This window comes from Burkholderia sp. 9777_1386 (assembly GCF_015712265.1).
GTDB classification, from domain to species: Bacteria; Pseudomonadota; Gammaproteobacteria; order Burkholderiales; family Burkholderiaceae; genus Burkholderia; species Burkholderia cenocepacia.
This window is the reverse complement of record NZ_JACCQB010000016.1, coordinates 53,751-76,483: the sequence shown is the minus strand read 5'-3', so window position 1 is coordinate 76,483 and position 22,733 is coordinate 53,751. Positions and strand designations below refer to the sequence as shown.

Below are 22,733 nucleotides of genomic sequence, written 5' to 3'. Positions count from 1 at the left end.
GAAGATAGTACGGGATATTCCATGCGTGGGCGCTCGCGCCGGTTGGCGTGCACAAGACAATCCATGCGAGCCCGAAGGTCAGCCGTCCCTTTCCGTGCAATGCGACGCCTTCGAACTGGCCGCTCGCCCGCGCCGATTGATGCACGATATCGTCACGCATTTCGACGTCTTCCCGATCAGTAGTCGGCCGACGAGATCCATCCCGTCACCTTCCAGCCGATTCCATTGCGCTTCTCCGACACGATCCCCACGGTGTCGTACGGTGCGTCGAGCAGTTTGACGAGTGCAACGGCGCGCGGGTGGCCGGCGCTCGACCACGGTAGCGCAAACACCACGAAAGGCAGGACGGGGGACGGCTTCTCGCCTTCGACGATCAGCGGCAGCACGGCGTCGTTCAATGACCTGAACACCTCGAACGACGTGCGATTGCGCGCAGGTGCGAGCGAATGCGTCGCCGAATGCGGTAACCCTTCGACGGCCAGATAAGCGCCGTGATCCCTCAGTCTCCATCCAACCAGCGCGTTGACCAACGCATCGTCAGGCTTCTGCCCGCGCTCGACCGAAATCGCGGGCAGCCAGCGCTTGTCGACCGGCGACGTCGTGACCCAGTCGCTGAGAAAGCGTGTGTAGAAATCGACGATGTCCTTGTCGACGCCAGCTTGCATCGCCGACGGCAGCGGCGCGGGCAGGTCGCGCCGCCCATGCCATCGGACGGTTTTCCACGCAGGCCCGTCGGGCAGGCTGATACCGTCGAGAAACGACGTATCCGCGATGCCGTTCGCGACGAACCAGTCCGACTTCGCGCGCTTCGTTCGCGCAGCGACGAAGTCGGGAAGCCGTTGCCGGACTTGATCCCAGGGTGCCGCCTGCCGCGCCGCTCCATCGATAGCCGGATACCGGATCATCTGAAGGTAGGTCGCCTGCGCCATCGCTTCCACATCGGCGACCCGACGCCAGGTCAGCTCCGCCGCGTGGCTCGACGATGCGTGTCGATCGAGCGGCGCCGCCATCGCCAGACCGGCATCGCACGCGATGCCGGCGCGGCTCCAGTCCGGAACGGACGGCACACCGCGATGCGCCCACGAATCCTGCCAGCCATGGAGCGCGCGGCCGAATTCGCCGAGCATGAACGCGGCCTTGCCGCCGCCGGCCTTGCCGAGCGCCGCGTCGACGGGCGCGAGCGCAGCCGGCCCACCGGGCACTACGGCTCTTGCCTGCGCATCGACCGGTACGCTGCGCGCGCCCGGATAGTGTCGGGCCTGCGCATCGAGCGCATCGGGGACAAAGCGCGACAGGCACGCGTACTGCAACGGCGATGTCATGTACTCGATCGATCCTGCATCGATGCGTTGATCCGCGAGCGCAATGGCCTCGGCGTCGCGCGGCGCGAAGCCGGCCTGCCGTGCCAGCCAAAGCGTGAGGCCGAAGTGCACGTCGGCCTCGAAACCGGCACACGTCAGCGGCATCGCGAGCGCAATCGCGCAAACCAGCAGGTCACGGCGAAAGCGCATCAATTGCCGATCTCCGTCGCCTTCGTGCTTTCGGGGAACGGCCAACTGTCGTTCTCGAACGACAACACGAGCATGCCGTTGTCCTGGCATGCGGTGGTCAGCAGGTGGCGATCGAAATCGAAATCGAGACGCGATGCACACCAGTCCGGCCCGCCCGCACGGTACTGACCGAACATCAGATGCGCCGAGCCCGCGCCGGGCGACTTCACCGAAGCCGGGTTGTAGTACGCGATCTCCTTCGGCTTCGACGGATCGCGAATGTCGAAGACGCGAATGCCGGAGTTGAAGTAACTGCACGCGAGCGCGGTCGCGTTCTGCCGGTTGTCGACGCTGCAGTAGTGCGCGCCGTACGTGAATGTGGTCAGGCCGGTGATATCGGGAATGACCTGGCTGCAGTTCGCGATCGCGTGCGTTTCGAGCCGGAGCTCCGACACCAGCCGCGGCGCAGCTTCGTTGGACATGTCGTAGATGTGCCCCATCGGGAACGGCGCCACACCGGCATTGCATGCGGCTTTGACCGCCGTTGCGCCCGGATCCTGGAGCCCGCCGCCCCCGCCCTCGTCGACTTCGATCAGATACGGTTTGCCCGCCACGGCGAACGAGATCGTATGTTGCGCGACGCTGCCGTTCCGCACCGGCACGGTCGCGATCCGGTGCATCTGCGCGTTGGGACGCCGGCTCTGCACTTCGCTGGTATCGACGACGAAAAAGCCGTTGTCGCCGGTCGCGTTCGCGTCGTTCAGCGGCGGCGCACTCATGCCGACGGCCGCACCGCCGTTCCCCGACGCGACGAAGTACGCCCGCGTTCCGTCCTGGCTCACCGACAGGCCGTGCGAAAAACTGCCCATGCCCAGATCCGGCAGGCCGATCGCGGAAATCATCTTCGGCCGGGTCGGCACGGTCAGGTCGATCGCGTAGTAGCTTTTCGTGAAGGCGCCGCCGACGTAATAGGTCAGCCCGTCGGGTGAAAATCCGCCTTCGTGGCCGAGCGACCGGGTGGTCGGTACGATACCGCCGTCCGCGCCCGTGCCGACCGGCACGCTCGCCAGCAACTGCGGCCGTGTGCAATCCGAAGCAATGTCGTACAGGTCGATCTCCGGGCCGCCACCGCCGCCCAGGCCGTTGTCGGCGGCGAGGATCCCGCGCGCGACGTTCACGCGCAGCGACTCCCACGGATCGATCATCGACGTGGACGTCAGCGAGCTCACCCGCACCGGCCGCGCCGGGTTGGTGATGTCGATCACCGGCACGCCCGGGTTCACGCGCGGCGGCGCATCGGGATTGTTGAACAGCGCGCTCGCGCCCATCGTCGCGTGATAGAAGCAGGTCTGGCCTTTCCTGTCGGTATACGTGGCGGCCGACCACGACGCGCCTTCGCCCTGAACCTGGCTCACGCGCTTGAGGTTGCAGTTGAAGCCACCGAAGCCGGCCTGTCGAAGTGCGGCCGGCACCTGCCCCTGCAGTGCGGTCTCGGGCGTATCGCCCGGGCTGCAGCTCGGCACCCGCGGCACGACATAGTCGGCCACGGACACGCCGGGCGTGGCCGCCGGCGTGTCATCGGCTTCTCCGCCGCAGCCGGTCAGCACGAACATGCAGAGCGACAGCGCGAACGCTGCGCGAATCGGTGATCGCATCGTTGTCTCCTTCCGTCTTGTTTGTCGTGGTGAAAATGCGCTGCGGTCACGGCCCCGGATAGATTTCGATCACGGCGACCTCGATCGTGTCGCCGGTCCGGCTGTGGAAATGCGGCGAGAAACGCCCGGTGATGCCGACCGGGACAATATCCAGCGACTGCGTGCTGCCGGACGCGCATGCCGCCAACGCCCCCGGTATTTCGTGCGCCATCAGGACGCCGGTTTCCCGCGCATGCACGTCGATATGCACCGGCATGCCTTCGTGAATCGCGATCACGGGTCGCGCCCACGGCGCCCGGTCGCGGTCCACGTCGACGGAAAAATGCCGTTGCTGCGGCAGCGCCGGCGATGCCCGCGACACATGCCTCGCGACGCCGTACGCCAGCAGCAGCGTCAACGCGATCGCGATCCATGCCGACGCCCGGCGCCCTGCCTCGATGCTCGTGCTTCGTTCCATCGACACTCACGCCACGCGAGGTGGCTCCGTCAAACCGCCCGCCCATCGGGTGGATTCGATATCGATGGATGGTAGTGAGCGGTGCCGCGACGAGATATCAACTTATTGCGGACTGTCGAGAAATTGCGTACCGAGTAACCCGAGTAGGCGCGACGAATGAAGCGCCGCGCCGATGTCGTTTCGGCGGGTGGCGGGAAAGGGAACGGGAGCCCGGCGCGACGGCTTGCCGGGAAATCGCATCAACGACACACGACGCGCCGACGCCTGAGCGTCGCCTCCGGCGACAGCGCCCGTCAACGCGCGCGCTTCGCCGCGCGCGGCCGTTTCCCGGTCGGGCCCCGACGCGTCGCCGCTCCCGCGAACATCGTCATGTCGTGCAGCAGGCAGTTCAGCAACGTATCGGCCGCGACGCCGAGCGGCCGCCCCGCCTTCACGAGCAGGCGCGCTTTCGCGGAATCGAACAACGGATGCGCGATCGGCAGCGCGACGAGTTCGCCGCTCTCGAGTTCGCGATACGCGGCGAATGCGCCGATCAACGTAATCCCCTCGTGGCGCTTCACGAAATGGCGCAACACCGCGAGCGAGTTGGTCGTCAGCGTCGGACGGATCGGCAGGTTCTCGGTATACGCCAGCATCTGCGCGACCTGACCGAGGCCGAACGCCGGCGGCATCAGTGCGAGCGGATATTCGCCGAGTTCGTGCGCGCGCACCGCGCCGCCCCGCACCGCGAGCGGATGGCCGGCATGAACGAGCGCCACCACCGGCTGCGACGACGTGGCGAGATACGCGATCTCCGGATGAGCCGGCGGGTTGTACGCGAGCCCGATGTGCGCGCGGCTCTCCGCCACTTCCTGCAGCACGTTGTTGACGGGCAGCACATCGACGATCACGTCGAGCTTCGGGTAACGCATGCAGAAATCGGTCAGCACCTCGTCCATCAGCACGTCGACGTAGCCTTCGCTGGTGACGATGCGCACCTGGCCGGATTGCAGCCGCCGCAACGCCTGCAGGCGTTCCTCGAACAATTCCTGCTGCGAGCGGCAACCGCGCCAGTATTCGAGCAGATGCGCGGCCGCCTCGGTCGGCCGCACGCCGCGCGCCTGCCGTTCGAACAGCTCGACGCCGATCTCCTCCTCGAGCAGGCGAATCTGCCGCGTGATCACGGACGGCGCGGTATTGATGCTGTCGGCCGCGCCGCGGATGGAGCCGTGGGTCAGCACCTCGTGGAAGTAGCGCAAGCGGCGCTGGTTGAGTTCGCGCATGGCGTGTCCGGTCTGTCTGATGTTTGCTGGCGGTTTGCCCGAGTGTTGCCTGTCGAGCAACATTAGATCACTTAAGTTGCTCTTGCTCTGCTTTTTCGGCTCTTCGACGATGCGGCAATCGGAACCCGTCCCGCAACACGCTTACGCCACTGGAGAGCGACATGTCCGCCGTCCCAACCTCCCGCCGTCCGGTCGCGCACGACAGCGCGCCAGTACAGGCGCTGTACCGCAAACTGAACTGGCGCCTGCTGCCGCTGCTGTTGCTCTGCTACACGTTCGCGTATCTGGATCGCGTCAACATCGGCTTCGCGAAACTTCACATGCAAAGCGCGCTCGGCTTCTCCGACGCGGCCTACGGCCTCGGCGCGGGCATTTTCTTCCTCGGCTACGTGCTGTTCGAGATTCCGAGCAACCTGATGCTGCCCCGGATCGGCGCGCGCAAGACCATCAGCCGGATCATGGTGCTGTGGGGGCTCACGTCCGCCGCGATGATGTTCGTGCACGACACCACGTCGTTCTACGTGCTGCGCTTTCTGCTCGGCGTGTTCGAGGCCGGCTTCGCGCCGGGCATGATCTTCTACCTGACCTACTGGTACGGCCCGCGCCGCATGGCCGGCGTGATGGCCGTCGTGATGCTGGCCGGGCCGATCGGCGGCATCGTCGGCTCGCCGCTGTCGACCTGGCTGATGACGGCCCTCGACGGCGCGCACGGGCTGGCCGGCTGGCAGTGGATGTTCGTCGCGGAAGGCTTGCCGTGCGCGGTGCTCGGCCTGCTGGTGCTGAAGGTACTGGCCGATCGCCCGGACGATGCGACGTGGCTGAGCGACCGCGAGAAAAGCCTGCTCGCCACCGAGCTGCAGACGCCCGCGGCCGGCCACCACGCGTTCGGGCAGGCAGCGCGCGACCCGCGCGTCTACCTGCTGGCGTTCGCGTACTTCACGATGATCTGCGGAATCTACGCGGTCAGCTTCTGGCTGCCGTCGATCCTCAAGGCCAACGGCGTGACCGACACGATGCAGATCGGCTTCTATTCGATGATTCCGTACATCGGCGCCGCCTGCGCGATGCTCGTGATCGGCCGGCGCTCGGACCGGCGCGGCGAACGCCGCTGGCACAGCGCGGTGTCGGCGCTCGTCGGCGCGGCCGCGCTGGCCGCCGCGACCTGGGCCGGCGGCAATCTCGCGATCTCGCTCGTCTGCATGACGATCGCCACGGCGCTGTTGTGGGCGGCCTACACCGTGTTCTGGGCCATCCCGTCGCAATACCTGACCGGCAACGCGGCGGCCGGCGGCATCGCGCTCATCAACACGATCGGCCTGTTCGGCGGCTTCCTCAGCCCGACGCTGATCGGCGAGATCCGCACCGCCACCGGCAGCATGCAGGCGGGATTGCTCGTGATCGTCGCGCTGATGGTCGCGGGCGCCGTCGCGCTGATCATGAACCGCCTGCCCGCCGCAGCGCGCTGACCGGCGTGCCGCGACGGCACCGTAGCGCCCCATCGACCCCGCACACCCACCTGCTTTACTGGACTCAGACACATGACCCGACGCATTCTCGTTGCCGGTTTCCAGCATGAAACCAATACCTTCGCGCCCACCAAGGCCGCCTATGCCAACTTCGAACGCGGCGAAGGATTTCCCGCGCTGGTGCGCGGCGCCGACGTGCTCGCGCTACGCGACGTCAACATTCCGGCCGGCGGCTTCATCAACGCGGCCGAGCGGCGCGGCTGGCGCTTGCTGCCGGTGATCTGGGCCGGCGCGAGCCCGTCGGCGCACGTCACCGAGGACGCCTTCGAACGCATCGCCGGCGAGATCGTCGAGGCGGCGCGACGCGGCGACTGCGACGCGGTGTATCTGGACCTGCACGGCGCGATGGTCGCCGAGCACACGGACGACGGCGAAGGCACCCTGCTCGAGCGCGTGCGCGCCGCGGTCGGCCCGGACGTGCCGGTGGTCGCGTCGCTCGATCTGCACGCGAACGTGACCGACCTGATGCTGCGCCACGCCGACGCACTGGTCGCCTTTCGCACGTATCCGCACGTGGACATGGCGGAAACCGGCGCACGCGCGGCCGCGCTGCTCGAACGCCTGCTCGCGGGCCGCGGCCCGCTGCATCGCGCGGCGCGGCGGCTGCCGTTCCTGATTCCGATCAACGGGATGTGCACGCTGCTCGATCCCGCTTGCACGATGTACGCGCGCCTTGCGGCGCTCGAAGCCGGCGGCGTGGTGTCGCTGTCGTTCGCACCGGGCTTCCCGGCCGCGGATTTCCCGGAATGCGGGCCGGTCATCTGGGGCTATGGCGACGCCGACGCGGTAGAGGCCGCCGTACAGACGCTGTACGACACGATGCTGGCCGACGAGGCGCAGTGGCAGGTGCCGTTCCTGTCGCCGGACGACGCCGTGCGCGAGGCGATGCGGCTCGCGGCGGACGCAAGCAAACCGGTCGTGATCGCCGACACGCAGGACAACCCGGGCGCGGGCGGCGATTCGAATACGACGGGCCTGCTTCGCGCGCTGCTGCGTCATGGCGCGCAGGACGCGGCGCTCGGCCTGCTGTGGGATCCGGCGGCGGTGGCCGTGGCGTGGCGCGCGGGAACCGGCGCGCGCATCGACCTGTCGCTCGGCGGCTCGGGCGTGCCCGGCGACGAGCCGCTTCGCGCGCGCTTCGAGGTCGTCGCGCTGTCCGACGGCATCTGCCGCTACGACGGCCCGATGATGAACGGCATGCAGGCCGACGTCGGGCCGGTCGCGTGCCTGCGGATCGACGGCGTGCGGATCGTCGTGAGCGCCGGCAAGGCGCAGATGCTCGATCGCAATCTGTATCGGGTGGGCGGAATCGAGCCGGAGGCGATGAAGATTCTCGTCAACAAGAGCTCGGTGCACTTCCGCGCCGATTTCCAGGACATCGCGCACGCGGTGCTGGTCGCCAAGGCGCCGGGGCCGATGCAGGCCGACCCGGCGGACCTGCCGTGGACCCGGCTCGCGCGCGGGATGCGGATGAAGCCGATGGGACGCGCGTTCGGCGGCGCGTGATGCGGTGATGTGGTGGCGCGTGACCGGTTCCGCGCGGATGCGGACGCGGCGTCACGCGTTGCCGCTCTGCCCGCACGCTGATCGTCGTCATCCATCGACGGCGCGCGGGGCGGGACGCCGCCGCGCCGTCGGAAGGTGCCGGGCGGAACTGACCGTTAGTTGCGACATGCGGTGCAATGAAAAAGGTTCTTCGTGGATTTCCGTGGACGTCTCACTTCCGGCCCGCAACGGTCACTTGTCGGCACGTTGCCCGGAAAGTCAGCGGATAAGCTGTCCGGAAACGCGAGCCCACACCGCGCGAAGGCGCCGCGCGCGATCTTCGAAGAGATAGGAGGCCGCAAGCGCCAATAGACCTGAAATGGCACCCGTCACGATGTGCTCGACATAGGGGATACGGTAATGACTCGTGTGCGAGTACGCATCGCCCAACGTCGTCAGGACGCCAACGACCAGCGCATTGCCATATCGATGCGCATAGAGTTTCCCCACCGGCGTGAAAGTCAGAAGTACAGCCAGGAGCCCGGTCAGCAGACCCGTATGAAATGCGATGGTCCAGTGGGGCAGGCTCGTGATATTTCCCCAGCTCCCCGGCATGCAGGTCATGCACGCACTGGTCGGCTGCCAGAAGCGCTGGATAAACAGTCTGACGCGGTGCTTCCACTCGGTTGACATGATGCGTTCCCGTCAATGCCGTCGCCGCGGACGGCGCCGCCGCACGTATCGTCGAAGCAGGTTCCAGACGCTCGCTAACGAGCTTGCCACCGCCGTCACGGGTAGATCATCGGCCGGGCGCCGTGGAGGCCTGGACAATAACCGCGGACATGCGGGAATACTACTCCACGATTAGACGGCCGCCGTGTCGACCAAGACCGGAATTCAACGCTTGCATCTATCGGTGCGGCTCCGTCCGTGACGCCATCGAACGATGCGCTTGCGCGCGAAGTCGATGGCCGGCATCGGCCCGAAGTAATCATCCGATCATTTCTGGCGGGAAAAGTATTCTCTGTTCCTTTCGGCCGCAGGCCGGAGGATAACCAGCAGGGCGAGCGCGCCTTCGCGATAGCGCACCCAACACGCGTCGCTCATCGCTTTTCGATTGGCCGCTGCCGTTGTCGCTGAAACAAGCAACGACTTCGGTATCAGGGTGAGACTATCGAGAAAAACGCGAATCTCTTGTTTTTGTCGTTCAGTAAGATACCCGCACTTGACGGCGACGATGAAACTTCCGGCCGTGTTCAGGTCGGAAACCAATTCCCAGGCGACGTTGTAGTTTCCCCAAGTATCACAAAGCTCGACTGGTTCCATGGTCAAAGCTTCCAGCCACTTCAGGAAGTTATTGAGCCAGAGCTCGAACAGCTCCTCATCCGAGATTGAGTCTGCCATCGTACCCCTCTCGAGGTTTTATCGTGTCACCGCAAAGCGCATTCGGATTCTCGATGATCTGGTAGTGGAAACCGGATGGGAACGCTATTGTCGTGATGCGCCTATAAGGAATGCGTCATATCTCTTCCGTCACGATCAGCAGCTACCCGTGAGAATCAGATGGATTGTTACCGATCTCCCGGATGCTGTCGACTGACCGCTCCTCCCCGAAATTCGCGACGCCCCATAGAAAAAACCCGGCATGCAGACCAAAGCCTGCATGCCGGGGCTTTTCGCTTCCCGGCCGGCGAGCGACGAACCGCCCGCCGTTCGCGCGTCACCGCGCCGCCACTTCCGCCTTGACGGACGCCGCATCGCCGACCGCCGTCGGCGCCGCGCCCCACCCGCCGCCCAGCGCACGGATCAGATTGACGGTCGACACCGCCTGCGCACCGGTCAACTGGTTCGCCTGCAACTGCGACTGCAGCACCGAGCGCTCGCTGTCGATCACGTCGAGATACGCGACCTCGCCTTCCTGGTACTGCGTCCGCGACAGCGTCGCGGCCCGGCGCGACGCATTGACGGCCGCATCCTGCGCGCGGATCTGGTCGTCGAGCAGGCGCAGATCGGCGAGATTGTCCTCGACCTCGCGGAACGCGACGAGCACCTGCTGCCGGTAATTCGCGACCTGCTCGTCGTACTGCGCGCGCGCCTGCTGCACGCCGGCCGCCCGCCGTCCGCCGTCGAACAGCGGCAACGTCAGCGCGGTACCGGCGAACGGCCCGAGCAGGAACGTACGGCTCGACCACAGGAACAGGTTGCCGAGCGTCGACGCTTCATAGCCGAACGACCCGGTGATATCGAGCTTCGGGAAGTACGCCGACTTCGCGAGCCCGATCCGCGCGTTCGCGGCCGCCATCGCGCGTTCGGCCGCCGACACGTCCGGGCGGCGTTCGAGCAGCGCGGACGGCAGGCCCGGCGGAATCTTCACCGCGACCGGCACGATCGGCGTTTCCTTGAACGCGAAATCCGCGGGCGCCTTGCCGAGCAGGATGGCGAGCGCATGCTCGGACGCCGCGCGCCGGCGCGCGACGCCGACCGCATCGGCCTGCGCGCTCGCCAGTTCGTTCTTCGCGCGCGACACGTCGAGCTCGCTGATGTCGCCTTCGTTGAAGCGGCGCTGCACGAGCTTCAGTGCCTGCTCGCGCAACTCGACCGTGCGGCGGTACAGGTCCTGGTCCGAATCGAGCTGACGCAGTTCGAAGTAGTTCTGCGCGACGTCGGCCTGCAGCGCGAGCTGCACCGAACGGAACAGCGCTTCGCTCTGCGCCTGATCGGCACGCGACGCCTCGACGTTGCGGCCGACGCGGCCGAACAGATCGGCTTCGTACGACACCGTGCCCTGCGCGCGCCACAGCGTCGCGTTGGTCGGGCCGGTGCCCTGCGGCTGGAACTGCGACGCCGACGACAGCCCCTCGCGCGTCGGCCCGAAACCGGCGCCGACCTGCGGGAACCATTGCGAGCGCGCCGAACGCGTCGCCGCCCGCGCTTCCTCGACCCGCGCGGCCGCGGCCTTCAGGTTCTGGTTCGCGGCAAGCGCCTGCGTCTCGAGCGAATCGAGCACCGGGTCGCCGAACACCTTCCACCATTCGCCGCGGTGTTCGCCATCCGACGGCTCGGCCGTCTTCCACGTGCCGGCCTGCTCGCCGGCGGCGAGGGTCGGCGCTTCCTTGAACGCGGCGGGCGCCGCCGCGTCGGGACGCTGGTAGTCGGGGCCGACCGCACACGCGGCGAGCAGCGTCGCGAGCAGGGTGCTCGCGGCCGCCACCTTCGCGAAGCGCATCAGGCCGTTCGTGTTGTGCATGTTGTCCATCTTTCTATCCTCAAGCATCGGAAGCCGACGCACCCGACGGCGACACGCCATAACCCGCCGAGTCCTTGCCGGCGACGTGAATCTTGCCGCCCGCGAGCGTGCGCAGCACGACGTAGAACACCGGCGTCAGCATCAGCCCGAACAGCGTCACGCCGAGCATCCCGAAGAACACCGCGACCCCCATCGCATGACGCATTTCCGAACCCGCGCCGGTCGACGTGACGAGCGGCACCACGCCCATGATGAAAGCGATCGACGTCATCAGGATCGGGCGCAGCCGCAGCCGGCTCGCCTCGATCGCGGCCTCGAGCGGCGTCCTGCCGTCGTGTTCGAGCTCGCGCGCGAATTCGACGATCAGGATCGCGTTCTTCGCCGACAGCCCCACCAGCACCATCAGGCCGATCTGCGTGAAGATGTTGTTGTCGCCCTGCGTGAGCCACACGCCCGTCAGCGCCGACAGAATGCTCATCGGCACGATCAGGATCACGGCGAGCGGCAGCGTCAGGCTTTCATACAGCGCGGCGAGCACGAGGAACACGAGCAGCACGCTGATCGGAAACACCCACATCGCCGAATCGCCCGCGAGGATCTGCTGGTACGTGAGGTCGGTCCACTCGAAGCGCACGCCGCGCGGCAGCGTCTCGTGCGCGATGCGCTCGACCGCGGCCTGCGCCTGCCCCGACGAGAAGCCGGGCGCCGGGCCGCCGTTGATGTCGGCCGCCGTGTAGCCGTTGTAGCGCACGACCATTTCCGGGCCGAACGTCGGCGTCACGGTGACCAGCGACGACAGCGGCACCATCTCGCCCTTGTCGTTGCGCGTCTTCAGTTGCAGGATGTCGTCCGCGCGCTGGCGGAACGGCGCATCGGCCTGCACGCGCACCTGGTACACGCGTCCGAAGCGGTTGAAGTCGTTCACGTACAGCGAACCCAGATACACCTGCATCGTGTTGAACACGTCGGTCACCGGCACGCCGAGCTGCTTCGCCTTCACGCGATCGAGATCGACGTTGAGCTGCGGCACGTTGATCTGGTAGCTCGTGAACAGCGGGCCGAGTTCAGGCGCCTGCTGCGCGCGCTTGATGAAGTCGTTGGTCGCATCCGACAGCTTCGCGTAGCCGACCGCGCCGCGATCCTCGATCTGCATCTTGAACCCGCCGAGCGTACCGAGGCCGAGCACCGGCGGCGGCGGGAACACCGCGACGAACGAATCCTTCATCGCGCCGTACTTCTGGTTCAGCGCACCCGCGATGGCGCCGGCCGACAGCGCCTTGCCGTGCCGTTCCGCGAACGGCTTGAGCGTGACGAACACGATGCCCGCGCTCGAGCTGTTGGTGAAGCCGTTCACCGACAGCCCCGGGAACGCGACCGCGCTCTCGACGCCCGGCTGCTTCAGCGCGATCGAACCCATGTCGCGGATCACCTTCTCGGTGCGGTCGAGCGACGCACCGTTCGGCAGCTGCGCGAACGCGATCAGGTATTCCTTGTCCTGCGCGGGCACGAAGCCGCCCGGCACGACCTTCGACACGAGCACCGTCGCGCCCACCAGCACGAGATACACGCCGAGCATCAGCGTCTTGCGCGACAGCACGCCGCGCACGCCGCGGCCGTAGTTCTCCGCCCCGCGATGGAACACCTTGTTGAAGCCGCGGAAGAAGCCGCCGAGCACGCGGTTCATCACACGCGTGAGCCAGTCTTCCTTGTCGCCGTGCCCCTTCAGCAGGATCGCGGACAGCGCCGGCGACAGCGTCAGCGAGTTGAACGCCGAGATCACCGTCGAGATCGCGATGGTCATCGCGAACTGCTTGTAGAACTGGCCGGTCAGGCCCGACATGAACGCGAGCGGCACGAACACGGCGACCAGCGTCAGCGCGATCGCGATGATCGGCCCGCTCACTTCCTGCATCGCCTTGTAGGTCGCCTGCCGCGCGTTCATCCCGTTCTCGATGTTGCGCTCGACGTTCTCGACGACGACGATCGCATCGTCGACCACGATCCCGATCGCGAGCACCATCCCGAACAACGACAACGCGTTGATCGAATACCCGAACGCGAGCAGCAGCGAGAACGTGCCGATGATCGACACCGGCACCGCGATCAGCGGAATCAGCGACGCGCGCCAGGTCTGCAGGAACACGATCACGACGATCACGACCAGCGCGATCGCTTCGAGCAGCGTGTGCACGACGGCCTTGATCGACGAGCGCACGAACTGCGTCGGGTCATAGACGATCTTGTAGTCGACGCCCGCCGGCATGTCCTGCTTCAGCTCGGCCATCGTCTTGCGCACCTCGTCCGAGATCTGCAGCGAGTTCGCGCCCGGCGACTGGTTGATCGCCATCGCGACGGCCGGCTTGTTGTCGAGCAGCGAGCGCAGCCCGTACTCGGACGCGTCGAGCTGGATCCGCGCGATGTCGCGCAGGTGCGTGACGCCGCCGTCCGGCGTCGTCTTCACGACGATGTCGCCGAATTCGTCTTCCGTCTGCAGACGGCCGCGCGCGTTCACCGACAGCTGCAGCGGCGTGCCGGGCAGCGACGGCGATGCGCCGATCACGCCGGCCGCGACCTGCACGTTCTGCTCGCGGATCGCCTGCACGACGTCCTCGGCCGACAGCCCGCGCTGCGCGACCTTCTGCGGATCGAGCCACACGCGCATCGCGTAGTCGCCCGAACCCCACAGCTGCACCTGGCCGACGCCCTGGATCCGCGACAGGCGATCCTTCACGTTGATCAGCGCGTAGTTGCGCAGGTAGGTCATGTCGTAGCGGTTGTCCGGCGAGATCAGGTGGACCACCATCGTCAGCGTCGGCGAGCTCTTCACCGTGGTGATGCCGAGCCGCTGCACGTCTTCCGGCAAGCGCGGCAGCGCCTGGTTCACGCGGTTCTGCACGAGCTGCGTGGCCTTGTCCGGATCGGTGCCCAGCTTGAACGTGACGGTGATCGTCATGTTGCCGTCGCTGTTCGCCTGCGACTGCATGTAGAGCATGTCCTCGACGCCGTTGATCTGCTCTTCCAGCGGCGACGCGACCGTCTCGGCGATCACTTTCGGGTTCGCGCCCGGGTACTGCGCCTTCACGATCACCGAAGGCGGCACGACTTCCGGATATTCCGAAATCGGCAGCAGGAACATCGCGATCACCCCGCCGAGCAGGATGATCACCGATAGGACTCCTGCAAAGATCGGCCGGTCGATAAAGAATTTGGAAATGTTCATGGGTTGCTCTGTCTGGTTGAACGCGGATGCGAAGCGGCGCGCCGCTTACGAATCCGCCTTCGCCGGTGCGGCCGGCTTCGCGGTGCTCGCGAGCGGCGCGGACGGCGCATCGCCGCCCGTCATCGGGACCATGTGCGGCTTCACCTGCTCGCCCGGACGCACGCGCTGCGTGCCGTTCACGACCACGCGGTCGCCGGCCGACAGCCCGCTCACGATCACGCGCCGGTTGCCGTGCTGCATCCCTTGCTGCACTTCGCGATACGACACGCGGCCCTGCTGGTCGACGACGAACACGAACTTCTTGTCCTGGTCGGTGTTGATCGCCGCGTCGTCGACGAGCAGCGCCTCGTGCGGCGCGCTGCCGCCCACCTTCACGCGTGCGTAGAGGCCCGGCACCAGGGTGCCGTCCGCGTTGTCGAAGCGGGCGCGCACGCGGATCGTGCCGGACGACGTGTCGAGCCGGTTGTCGACCGAATCGATCTCGCCGCTGCGCGAGTAGCCGGTTTCGTTCGCGAGGCCGAGCTCGACCGGCACCTTGCGGCCGCTGCGCGCGCCGTTGATGTATTGCAGGTAGGTCTGCTCGTCCGCGTCGAACGACGCATAGATCGGCGACACCGATACCAGCGTCGTCAGCGGCGCGGCCGACGCGCCGGCCGACACGACGTTGCCGAGCGTGATTTCCGCGCGCGACACGCGGCCCGACACCGGCGCGGTGATGCGCGTATAGCCGAGATTGATGCGCGCCGTTTCCAGCGCGGCTTCGGCGGCCTTCAGGTTCGCGTTCGCTTCGCGCGCCGCGTTCTGCTTCTCGTCGTAGTCGCGCTTCGCGATCGCGTTGTCGCCGATCAGCCGCTGCGCGCGCTGCCAGTCGCTCTGCGCGTAGCCGTTGCGGGCCTGCGCGGCCGCGAGCTGCGCGGCGGCGCGATCGACTTCCGCCTGGTACGGGCGCGGGTCGATCACGAACAGCACGTCGCCCTTCTTCACGAGCGCGCCGTCCTTGAAGTTCACCGCGACGATCGTGCCCGACACCTGCGGGCGCACGTCGACTTTCTCGACCGCCTCGAGGCGGCCCGAATAGCTTTGCCAGTCGGTCACGGTCTGCGGCACGACGGTCGCGACGTCGACTTCGGGCAGCGGCGCCGCCGCTTTCTCGGGGGCGTTCGCGCTCACGCGCATCGCGCCGAACGTGCCGAGGCCGACGACGGCGAGCGTGACGATCGCCGCGGTCGCGATTCGGGAACGGGAGGTGCGTAGGATGGCCATGTGGATCTCCAGTAAGCGTGGATTGGTTCTGGTTATTCGGGACGGTTCGGCTGGCGGGCCTGGAAGCGGCACTGGAAGAAGCGCACGGCTTCCTCGAATGCGGCTTCGTGCGTGGCGAGCGCGGCGTGCGTGATGTCCGGGTAGCGGATCACCTGCGTGAGCACGCCCGACGAGATCAGGCAGCCCGCATAGTTCTCCGCTTCGACGTGCAGCACGTCGTTCTGCGCGGTGACGACGAGCGTCGGCGGCAGCCCCGCGAGGCGCACCGATTCGATCGGCGCCGCGTACGGGTGCATGCGCTGCGCGGCCTGCGGCAGATACGCGCGATAACAGGCCGCGCATTCGCGCGCGGTGATGTCGGACGCGAGGCGCTCGGCGTCGCCGATGCGCGTCATGCTCGGGTCGAGCATCGGCCCGAACAGCGCCTGCGCGGCGATCGACACTTCGCCGCGGTCACGCGCGATGAAGGCGAGGCAGTTCGCGAGCTGGCCGCCCGCGTCGTGCCCCGCGACCCCGATCTTCTTCGGGTTGCCGCCGAACGCGCGGGCGCGCGTCGCGGCCCACACGGCGGCGCGATACGCATCCTCCGGCGCGGCCGGAAAAGGAAAGGCCGGCGCGAGCGAATAATCGACCGACACTACGAGAGCTGGTAAGCGTTCTGCTAAAAAACGCGCGGCGAAATCCGCGTCTTCGAGCGAACCGCGGACGAAGCCGCCGCCGTGGAAATAAAGCACTACTGGCAACCCGGTCTTGTCCGGGCGGCGGTAGAGACGCAGCACGATGTCCTGCGCGTAGCCGGGAATTTCCACTTCGGCAACCGTCAGCGCCGCGCCCGCTATGGCTTGCGCGGGCAGCGCGGCTTTCAGGAATTTGCTGAATTCAGAAGCGTCCATGACGATGCAGCATCCATTTCGAGATGGAACGAATTCTGGGTCCGGCAGACATTGGGATAAATGCCTATAATCCGGCAACACAATTCAACGCCCCCGAACAATCCGAGGCTGCGTTTACCCACGAGGTAGCGCAGCCTTCTTGTTCCGGCGGCAAATTAAATTGCGGAGGTTGTGATGGACCGGCTTCAGGCCATGCAGGTGTTTACTCGCGTCGTCGATACAAGCAGCTTCACCAAGGCAGCAGAAACGCTCAGCTTGCCGCGAGCGTCCGTCACGACGATCATCCAGAATCTCGAAGCATTCCTCGGCGTGCGGCTGATGCACCGGACCACGCGCCGGCTCTCGCTCACGCCGGACGGCGCCGCGTACTACGAACGATGCGTGCGGATCCTCGCGGACGTCGAGGAAACCGAAGCAAGCTTCCAGGCCAACAACCGGAAGCCGCACGGAAAGTTGCGTATCGACATGCCGGGCTCGATCGGGCGGCTGCTCGTGATTCCGTCGCTGTGCGAATTCCATACGCGCTACCCGGACATCGACCTGCAACTCGGCCTGTCCGATCGGCCGGTCGACCTGCTGCAGGAAGGCGTCGACTGCGTGATCCGCGTCGGTGCGCTGCAGGACTCGTCGCTCGTCGCACGCCGCGTCGGCCTGTTCGAATGCGTGACCGTCGCGTCGCCCGATTATCTCGAGCGCCACGGCGAGCCGCAGACGATCGACGACCTGAACCAGCACAAGGCCGTCAACTACTTCTCGAGCCGCACGGGCCGCACGATCGACTGGACCTTCCTGATCGACGGCAAGGAAGTCGAGATGAAGATGGAGGGCATCGTGTCGGTAAACGACGCGGATGCGTACGTGACGTGCGGAATCGAAGGCTTCGGGCTGATCCAGCCGCCGCTGTTCATGGTGCTGCCGCACCTGCGCGAAGGCCGGCTCAAGGAAGTGCTGCCCGGCGTCAAGCCGCTGCCGATGCCGATTTCGGTCGTGTATCCGCACAGCCGCCATCTGTCGCCGAAGGTGCGCGTGTTCGTCGACTGGGTGGCCGAAGTGTTCGACCGTTGCCCGCTGCTGAGCGGCAAGGGCAGCCTCGACGCGACGTGCAGCAAGCGCACGTTCGAGGAAGCCGAACGCGCGCCGGTGCTCGATACGCCGGTCATCAACGAGTGGGTCGCGTAATCGCCTGACCCCCACGCGCGGGCCGGACGGCCCGCGCGTCATCCCGCCTGAGCGCCGCCCGGCACGTCTGTCAAGCGCGGTGCCCCGATCCTTCCCGAATCCGCAGTAAACCTTTGCGCGACCCGCGGCAATCGGCCGCGTGCGTCGTCGCGGGTCGTTGCGCGTCGTCGCCGCGCATCCCGGCGAAGCCCGCGCCGCGGGGCTCCCGGCCATTTCCGCATAACCCTGCCGGCGGTGCGGATGACGATTGTTCCACTGACACGACAATTCAATTCGCGTCTGCCGCATTTATCGCACCGGAACAGATACCTAGAGTAAACCCTGTCGCGCACCTCGTTGCGCATCGAACAGATCCCGCCTGGCGGGACCGGAGTCAGCGCTCAAGCGCCAGCTCCGACATCTCTAGGAGTGACGCCATGAACCGCCGCCATCTTCTCTCGGCCCTTGCTCTCGCGCTTGCGGTGTCCGCACCGGCCTTCGCCGATTCGGGTACCCCGCATGCCGGCGACTACGGCAACACGTCGTGGTACTCGCAACACAACGGCCCGCGGACGCGCGCCGAAGTGAGCGCGGAAGTCGTGCAGGCCCGCAAGGACGGCACGCTCGCATACCTGCGCAAAGCGACTTCGTATCCGCAAGGGCTCGAACTCGCACAAAGCCCGTATCGCTCGACGCCGGAAGGCAACCAGCTCGCCGGCGGGGGCCGGTAAACGCGCGACGCCGCGCGGCGGGTTGCCCCGCGCGCGGCGTTTCGAACGACTTTGTCGACGACTCGCTGAGTCAGTTAGTTGCAGGAGCACATGATGAACGATCAACTTCCTTCGCCGCTCGATCACTGGGACGACACCACGCCGGTCTGGACGCCGTTCCGTTCGGCCCCGCAATCGCATTGACTGCGTTGACCGCCGGCTGAGTCATCGTCCGGCCGTCAACGACGCGGCACGCCGTCGCGCCATTCGCCCCAGTGCGTGACGATGTCCTGCACCAGCGGATTGCCCGCGCGGTACAGGTTTTCGGTCGCCGGGGCGAAGCCGCCCTGGTCCGCGTAGTTCAGCAGGTTGTCGGCGCTCGTCTGCCCCGCGTACGGCCGATCGAAATCGGACCCGGTGCGCAGCACGGCCACACGCGACAGGTCGACCCGCTTCACGCTCGCCGCGCGCTTGAGCGCTTCATACGTCGCGTTGTCCTCCTGCGCGGTCATGCAGTAGGTGCCCTTGCCGTCCGTCAGGATCTTGGTCCACTGACGCGCGCGCTCGCCGATCAGCGTGCCCGAGAACCATGTGTTGCCCGACGACGTATCGCACTGGATCACCGTCGGCGGCCGGTTCGCCGGCGCATACGTGAACTTCGCGCGCGCAGCCTGCGCCTGGGCGCTATCGGCGAGCACGACGTTGCGCGACAGCGCGTACGCGGCGTCGGTCAGCTGCGGGTTGAGCTGGAACACTTCGGTGCGATAGTCGAGCGGCGGCTTGTCGTTCGGGCTCTTCGTGTTGATGCCGAGAAAGCCGGTGTTCCACCCGGCCGGAATCTCGCGCGCATCGAGCTCCCACTGCAGGCTGAAATCGACGAGGTATTTCGACCACGCGGCCGATCCGACCGTGCCCTGTGCGGGGTCGACGCCCGCGATGCCCGAGATCAGGAAATAGGTGCGGCGCAGATCGAAGCGTGGCGAGAACGTGAGCGCCATGATCGTCGCCGACGCGTTCGCATAGCCCATCCCGGTCGTGACCACGCACACGTCCTGCTTGTTGCAGTGGACAGCCGGATAGTCGGGCGACAGGCCCGGCACGGTGATGTCGCGCCACGGGCCGAGCCGGTCGAGCCATGCCTGGCCTTCCGGGCCGAACATCGTGATGATCATGACCTTGACCGGGCGGCCATGCGAGCCGGTCTCGGCGAATGCTGCATTGCCTGCATCGTTGCCCTGGTTGCCCTGCGCGATCGACGGCGCGGTCGCACAGGCGGCAAGCGAGAATGCGGCGGCGGAAAGGATGGAGCGAGTCAGCATCGGCGTTCCTTGTTTCGGTGATGTTGGGTGAGAACGGCTCTCGGAGACTGCGCGACGAGTATAGAACGGGCGTACGCGATGCGGAACCCGACTACGAAACGGCTGGCGGTGTTTCGTGCGAACGGAGGCGTGTTGCGCGACGGAAAATCGCGCATTCGTCGCGGCCTTGCAAACATCAGGAATGCTATCGGGTTCGTCGCCGTGCGCGACGTCGGCCGCTTCGCGCCGCGCTACACGCGCATCAGCCCCGCGACGCCGTAGCCGAGCACGACGAGTGCGGCGACCCCATGGCTCGCCGCGAGCCACGCTGGCGATTTCACGAAACGCCCGATCGCGCTGCCGCCGAACGCGAACACGAGCTGCCCGGCGAGACTGCCCGCGAACACGCACGCGGCGCCGAGCAGCCAGTGCCGATGCGCGCCGGCGGCAGCGGTCGCATAGCCGTAGAACAGCAGGATGGTCAGCGGGTTCGCGAGCGTGACGAAGAACATCGACATGAACGGGCGATTGCCCGGCGGCGGCGGGACGTCGCCATCGAGCGTGCGGCGCCGGTCACGCAGCGCCTGCCACAGCATCCGCGCGCCCATCGCGAGCAGCACGCACGCACCGACCAGGCGGAACAGCGACAGATGCGACGCGAGCGTGCCCGCGAGCAGTGCGCCGATGGTGAACGCGACGACCGCATAACAGCCGTCGGCAGCGGCCACCCCGATCGCCGCGCGCACGCCGGTCGCCGTGCCGGCGCGCATGCCGTAGTTCGCGATCATCAGCGCGACGGGCCCGACCGACAGCGCGATCATCAGCCCGAACAGGAAGTCGTTCATCGGTCGTCGATGGCATCAATACCGTCGATGGAAGGCATCGATTCCAGCGACGTCGAAACGATAAGCGGTATGAATCCGGCGTCAGGCGACGTCGACGCGTGCGGGCCCGTCCGCCATCTCGCCGATCACGGCCGCGCGGTCGAAGCCGTCGGCACGGAAGCACGCGAGCACGTCGTCGACCGCCTCCGGCGCGCACGCGACCAGCAGCCCGCCCGACGTCTGCGGATCGGTCAGCAGCGCCTGCGCGACGGGCGGCAGCCCGTCGGCGAGCCGTACGTCAGTGCCGTACGCGGCCCAGTTGCGGCCCGACGCGCCGGTAAACACACCGTCGGCCACGAACGTCTCGACGCCCGCGAGCCACGGCAGCGACGCATAGTGCACGCGCGCGGTGAGCTGCGCGCCGCGCGCCAGTTCGAGCGTATGGCCGAGCAACCCGAAGCCGGTGACGTCGGTCAGCGCATGCACGCCCGGCAGCGCGGCGAGCTCGGCGCCCGGCCGGTTCAGCTTGGTGGTCGTCGCGACCATCTGCGCGTAGCCGTCGGCGTCGAGCTGGTTCTTCTTCAGCGCGGCCGACAGCACGCCGACGCCGAGCGGCTTGCCGAGCACGAGCACGTCGCCCGCGCGCGCGGCCGCGTTGCGCTTCACGCGCGACGGATGCACGACGCCGATCGCCGCGAGCCCGTAGATCGGCTCGACCGAATCGATCGAATGACCGCCCGCGACCGGAATGCCGGCATCCGCGCACACCGATTCGCCGCCGCGCAGCACGGCCGCGATCGTCTCGTGCGGCAGCACGTTGATCGGCATGCCGACCAGCGCGAGCGCGAGGATCGGCTTGCCGCCCATCGCATAGACGTCGGACAGCGCGTTGGTGGCCGCGATGCGGCCGAAGTCGAACGGATCGTCGACGATCGGCATGAAGAAATCGGTGGTCGCGACGATCGCCTGCTCGTCGTTGAGCCGGTAGACCGCCGCGTCGTCGGACGTCTCGGTGCCGACCAGCAGATCCGGGAACAGCGCGGGCGGCGTCGCGCGCTTGAGCAGCTCGGACAGCACGCCCGGCGCGATCTTGCAGCCGCAGCCGCCCCCGTGCGACAGGCTCGTGAGGCGCGGAACGGCAGGCTGGGCTTGGGTGGCTTCGGTCATCGTCGGCATCCGGTGAATAACAACGTTCTATTATCGACAATTCCGCGCGAGCGCGCCCGATACCCACATAATTGACGGCGCTGCCCGCTCCCGCCTTCGTCCGCCCGTTCGTTCATGGATCACTTCTTCATTGGCCTCGTGCTGTGCTCCGCGCTGCTGCACGCCATCTGGAACGCGTTCCTCCACGTCAGCGAAGACCGGCTGGTCCAGCTCGGCACGATGTCGCTGCCGTATCTCGCGTTCGGCATCGCCGGCGCCGTGCTGCTGCCCGCGCCGGCGCCCGCCGCGTGGCCGTACGTCGTCGCGTCCGCCGTGCTCGAGGTCGCGTACTGCTTCACGCTGGCGCGCGCGTACCGCAACGGCGAATTCGGGCAGATCTATCCGATCGCGCGCGGGATCTCGCCGCTGCTCGTATCGGTCCTCGCGCTCGCGATGCTGCACGAACGGCCGACGCCGTTCGGCTTCGCGGGCATCGCGCTCGTATCGATCGGCATCATGTCGCTCGCGCTGCGGCGCGGCTTGCGGTTCTCCGGCGAAGGCGTGCCGTATGCGCTGCTCACGGGCGTGTTCATCGCCGCGTATTCGATCTGCGACGGGATCGGCTCGCGCGTGTCCGGCAGCGCGCTCGGCTATATCGCGTGGGTGTATCTGCTGTGGAGCGTGCCGCAGCTCGTGCTCGTCTGCGCGGTGCGCGGCGGCCCGCGCGCGGTGCTCGGCTCGCGCACCGCGCTCACGCAGGGCGCGATCGCCGGCACGATCTCGCTCGCCGCATACGGGATCGTGATCCTCGCGTATCGGCACCTGCCGGTCGCGACCGTGTCGGCGCTGCGCGAAACGAGCTCGATCTTCGCGGTCGCGATCGGCTGGTTCGTGATGCGCGAGCGGCCCGGTGCGCAGCGGCTCGCCGCCTGCGCGCTGGTGGTCGCGGGCGCGGCGTTGATCCGGCTTTAAACAGCGGGCCAGCGGCCGCCGCTGACGCTGCCGGACGCGTCGAACCGGCTCCACGCGAATCCGCGAATCGGCGAACGTCTCGCGCGTCGCGGCACACGCCTGTTCCCCGCACCGCGGGCAGCACGAT

The 22,733-nt window shown here is 67.2% G+C and carries 18 protein-coding genes; 5 read left to right on the top strand and 13 right to left on the bottom strand.

From position 1 onward, the window contains the following. Positions 1 to 176: 176 nt before the first annotated feature. The 4 genes from H0X91_RS14935 to H0X91_RS14920 form a co-directional block, all read right to left on the bottom strand. Positions 177 to 1,466, bottom strand: a complete 1,290-nt coding sequence (locus tag H0X91_RS14935) for a DUF6765 family protein (protein ID WP_230877951.1) — start codon at positions 1,464 to 1,466, stop codon at positions 177 to 179. Between the two features lie 44 nt (positions 1,467 to 1,510). Continuing rightward, positions 1,511 to 3,145: an LVIVD repeat-containing protein gene (locus H0X91_RS14930; RefSeq protein WP_196433113.1), complete on the bottom strand. Its 1,635-nt coding sequence runs from the start codon at positions 3,143 to 3,145 to the stop codon at positions 1,511 to 1,513. Between the two features lie 46 nt (positions 3,146 to 3,191). After that, positions 3,192 to 3,602, bottom strand: a complete 411-nt coding sequence (locus H0X91_RS14925; protein ID WP_196433112.1) for a hypothetical protein — start codon at positions 3,600 to 3,602, stop codon at positions 3,192 to 3,194. 293 nt (positions 3,603 to 3,895) lie between these two features. Further along, a complete protein-coding gene (locus H0X91_RS14920) occupies positions 3,896 to 4,864 on the bottom strand; it encodes a LysR family transcriptional regulator (RefSeq protein ID WP_006484475.1) in 969 nt (322 codons plus the stop codon). Between the two features lie 161 nt (positions 4,865 to 5,025). Here H0X91_RS14920 and H0X91_RS14915 point away from each other — a divergent pair, with 161 nt between their 5' ends. Both H0X91_RS14915 and H0X91_RS14910 read left to right on the top strand, forming a co-directional pair. Further along, a complete protein-coding gene (locus H0X91_RS14915) occupies positions 5,026 to 6,330 on the top strand; it encodes an MFS transporter (protein WP_006494237.1) in 1,305 nt (434 codons plus the stop codon). Between the two features lie 72 nt (positions 6,331 to 6,402). Next, positions 6,403 to 7,896, top strand: a complete 1,494-nt coding sequence (locus tag H0X91_RS14910) for a M81 family metallopeptidase (protein ID WP_062910283.1) — start codon at positions 6,403 to 6,405, stop codon at positions 7,894 to 7,896. Positions 7,897 to 8,154: 258 nt separating this feature from the next. Here H0X91_RS14910 and H0X91_RS14905 read toward each other — a convergent pair whose 3' ends face one another. From H0X91_RS14905 to H0X91_RS14880, 6 genes are all read right to left on the bottom strand, one after another. Continuing rightward, positions 8,155 to 8,568, bottom strand: coding sequence for a hypothetical protein (locus tag H0X91_RS14905; protein ID WP_043204459.1), 414 nt, complete (start codon positions 8,566 to 8,568; stop codon positions 8,155 to 8,157). A gap of 306 nt (positions 8,569 to 8,874) precedes the next feature. Next, a complete protein-coding gene (locus tag H0X91_RS14900) occupies positions 8,875 to 9,279 on the bottom strand; it encodes a hypothetical protein (RefSeq protein ID WP_062910282.1) in 405 nt (134 codons plus the stop codon). A gap of 316 nt (positions 9,280 to 9,595) precedes the next feature. Further along, complete coding sequence (gene opcM, locus H0X91_RS14895) at positions 9,596 to 11,131, bottom strand: multidrug efflux transporter outer membrane subunit OpcM (RefSeq protein ID WP_006494234.1); 1,536 nt, start codon at positions 11,129 to 11,131, stop codon at positions 9,596 to 9,598. Between the two features lie 10 nt (positions 11,132 to 11,141). Beyond that, positions 11,142 to 14,342: a multidrug efflux RND transporter permease subunit CeoB gene (gene ceoB / locus H0X91_RS14890; protein WP_006484500.1), complete on the bottom strand. Its 3,201-nt coding sequence runs from the start codon at positions 14,340 to 14,342 to the stop codon at positions 11,142 to 11,144. A gap of 45 nt (positions 14,343 to 14,387) precedes the next feature. Further along, positions 14,388 to 15,605 (bottom strand): multidrug efflux RND transporter periplasmic adaptor subunit CeoA, encoded by a 1,218-nt coding sequence (gene ceoA, locus H0X91_RS14885; protein ID WP_058902350.1) that lies wholly within the window; start codon positions 15,603 to 15,605, stop codon positions 14,388 to 14,390. A gap of 32 nt (positions 15,606 to 15,637) precedes the next feature. Continuing rightward, a complete protein-coding gene (locus tag H0X91_RS14880) occupies positions 15,638 to 16,498 on the bottom strand; it encodes an alpha/beta hydrolase (protein WP_006484499.1) in 861 nt (286 codons plus the stop codon). A gap of 174 nt (positions 16,499 to 16,672) precedes the next feature. Here H0X91_RS14880 and ceoR point away from each other — a divergent pair, with 174 nt between their 5' ends. Next, positions 16,673 to 17,677 (top strand): putative multidrug efflux transcriptional regulator CeoR, encoded by a 1,005-nt coding sequence (ceoR, locus tag H0X91_RS14875; protein WP_006484497.1) that lies wholly within the window; start codon positions 16,673 to 16,675, stop codon positions 17,675 to 17,677. 416 nt (positions 17,678 to 18,093) lie between these two features. Beyond that, positions 18,094 to 18,387 (top strand): DUF4148 domain-containing protein, encoded by a 294-nt coding sequence (locus H0X91_RS14870; protein WP_006491979.1) that lies wholly within the window; start codon positions 18,094 to 18,096, stop codon positions 18,385 to 18,387. Between the two features lie 218 nt (positions 18,388 to 18,605). On the opposite strand, the gene H0X91_RS14865 is transcribed toward H0X91_RS14870, so the two are convergent. The 3 genes from H0X91_RS14865 to selD all read right to left on the bottom strand — a co-directional run bounded on the left by H0X91_RS14865 (position 18,606) and on the right by selD (position 21,655). Continuing rightward, a complete protein-coding gene (locus H0X91_RS14865; RefSeq protein ID WP_196433111.1) occupies positions 18,606 to 19,685 on the bottom strand; it encodes a purine-nucleoside phosphorylase in 1,080 nt (359 codons plus the stop codon). Positions 19,686 to 19,915: 230 nt separating this feature from the next. Then, positions 19,916 to 20,509, bottom strand: a complete 594-nt coding sequence (locus H0X91_RS14860) for a LysE family translocator (protein ID WP_058902351.1) — start codon at positions 20,507 to 20,509, stop codon at positions 19,916 to 19,918. An 81-nt stretch (positions 20,510 to 20,590) separates the two neighbouring features. Beyond that, the gene (selD, locus tag H0X91_RS14855; RefSeq protein WP_077021868.1) at positions 20,591 to 21,655 is read right to left on the bottom strand and encodes a selenide, water dikinase SelD; all 1,065 of its coding nucleotides are present in this window, start codon (positions 21,653 to 21,655) and stop codon (positions 20,591 to 20,593) included. 114 nt (positions 21,656 to 21,769) lie between these two features. Between selD and H0X91_RS14850 the strand changes: the two genes are divergently transcribed. After that, a complete protein-coding gene (locus H0X91_RS14850) occupies positions 21,770 to 22,606 on the top strand; it encodes a DMT family transporter (protein WP_062910281.1) in 837 nt (278 codons plus the stop codon). The last annotated feature ends 127 nt before the right edge of the window (positions 22,607 to 22,733 follow it).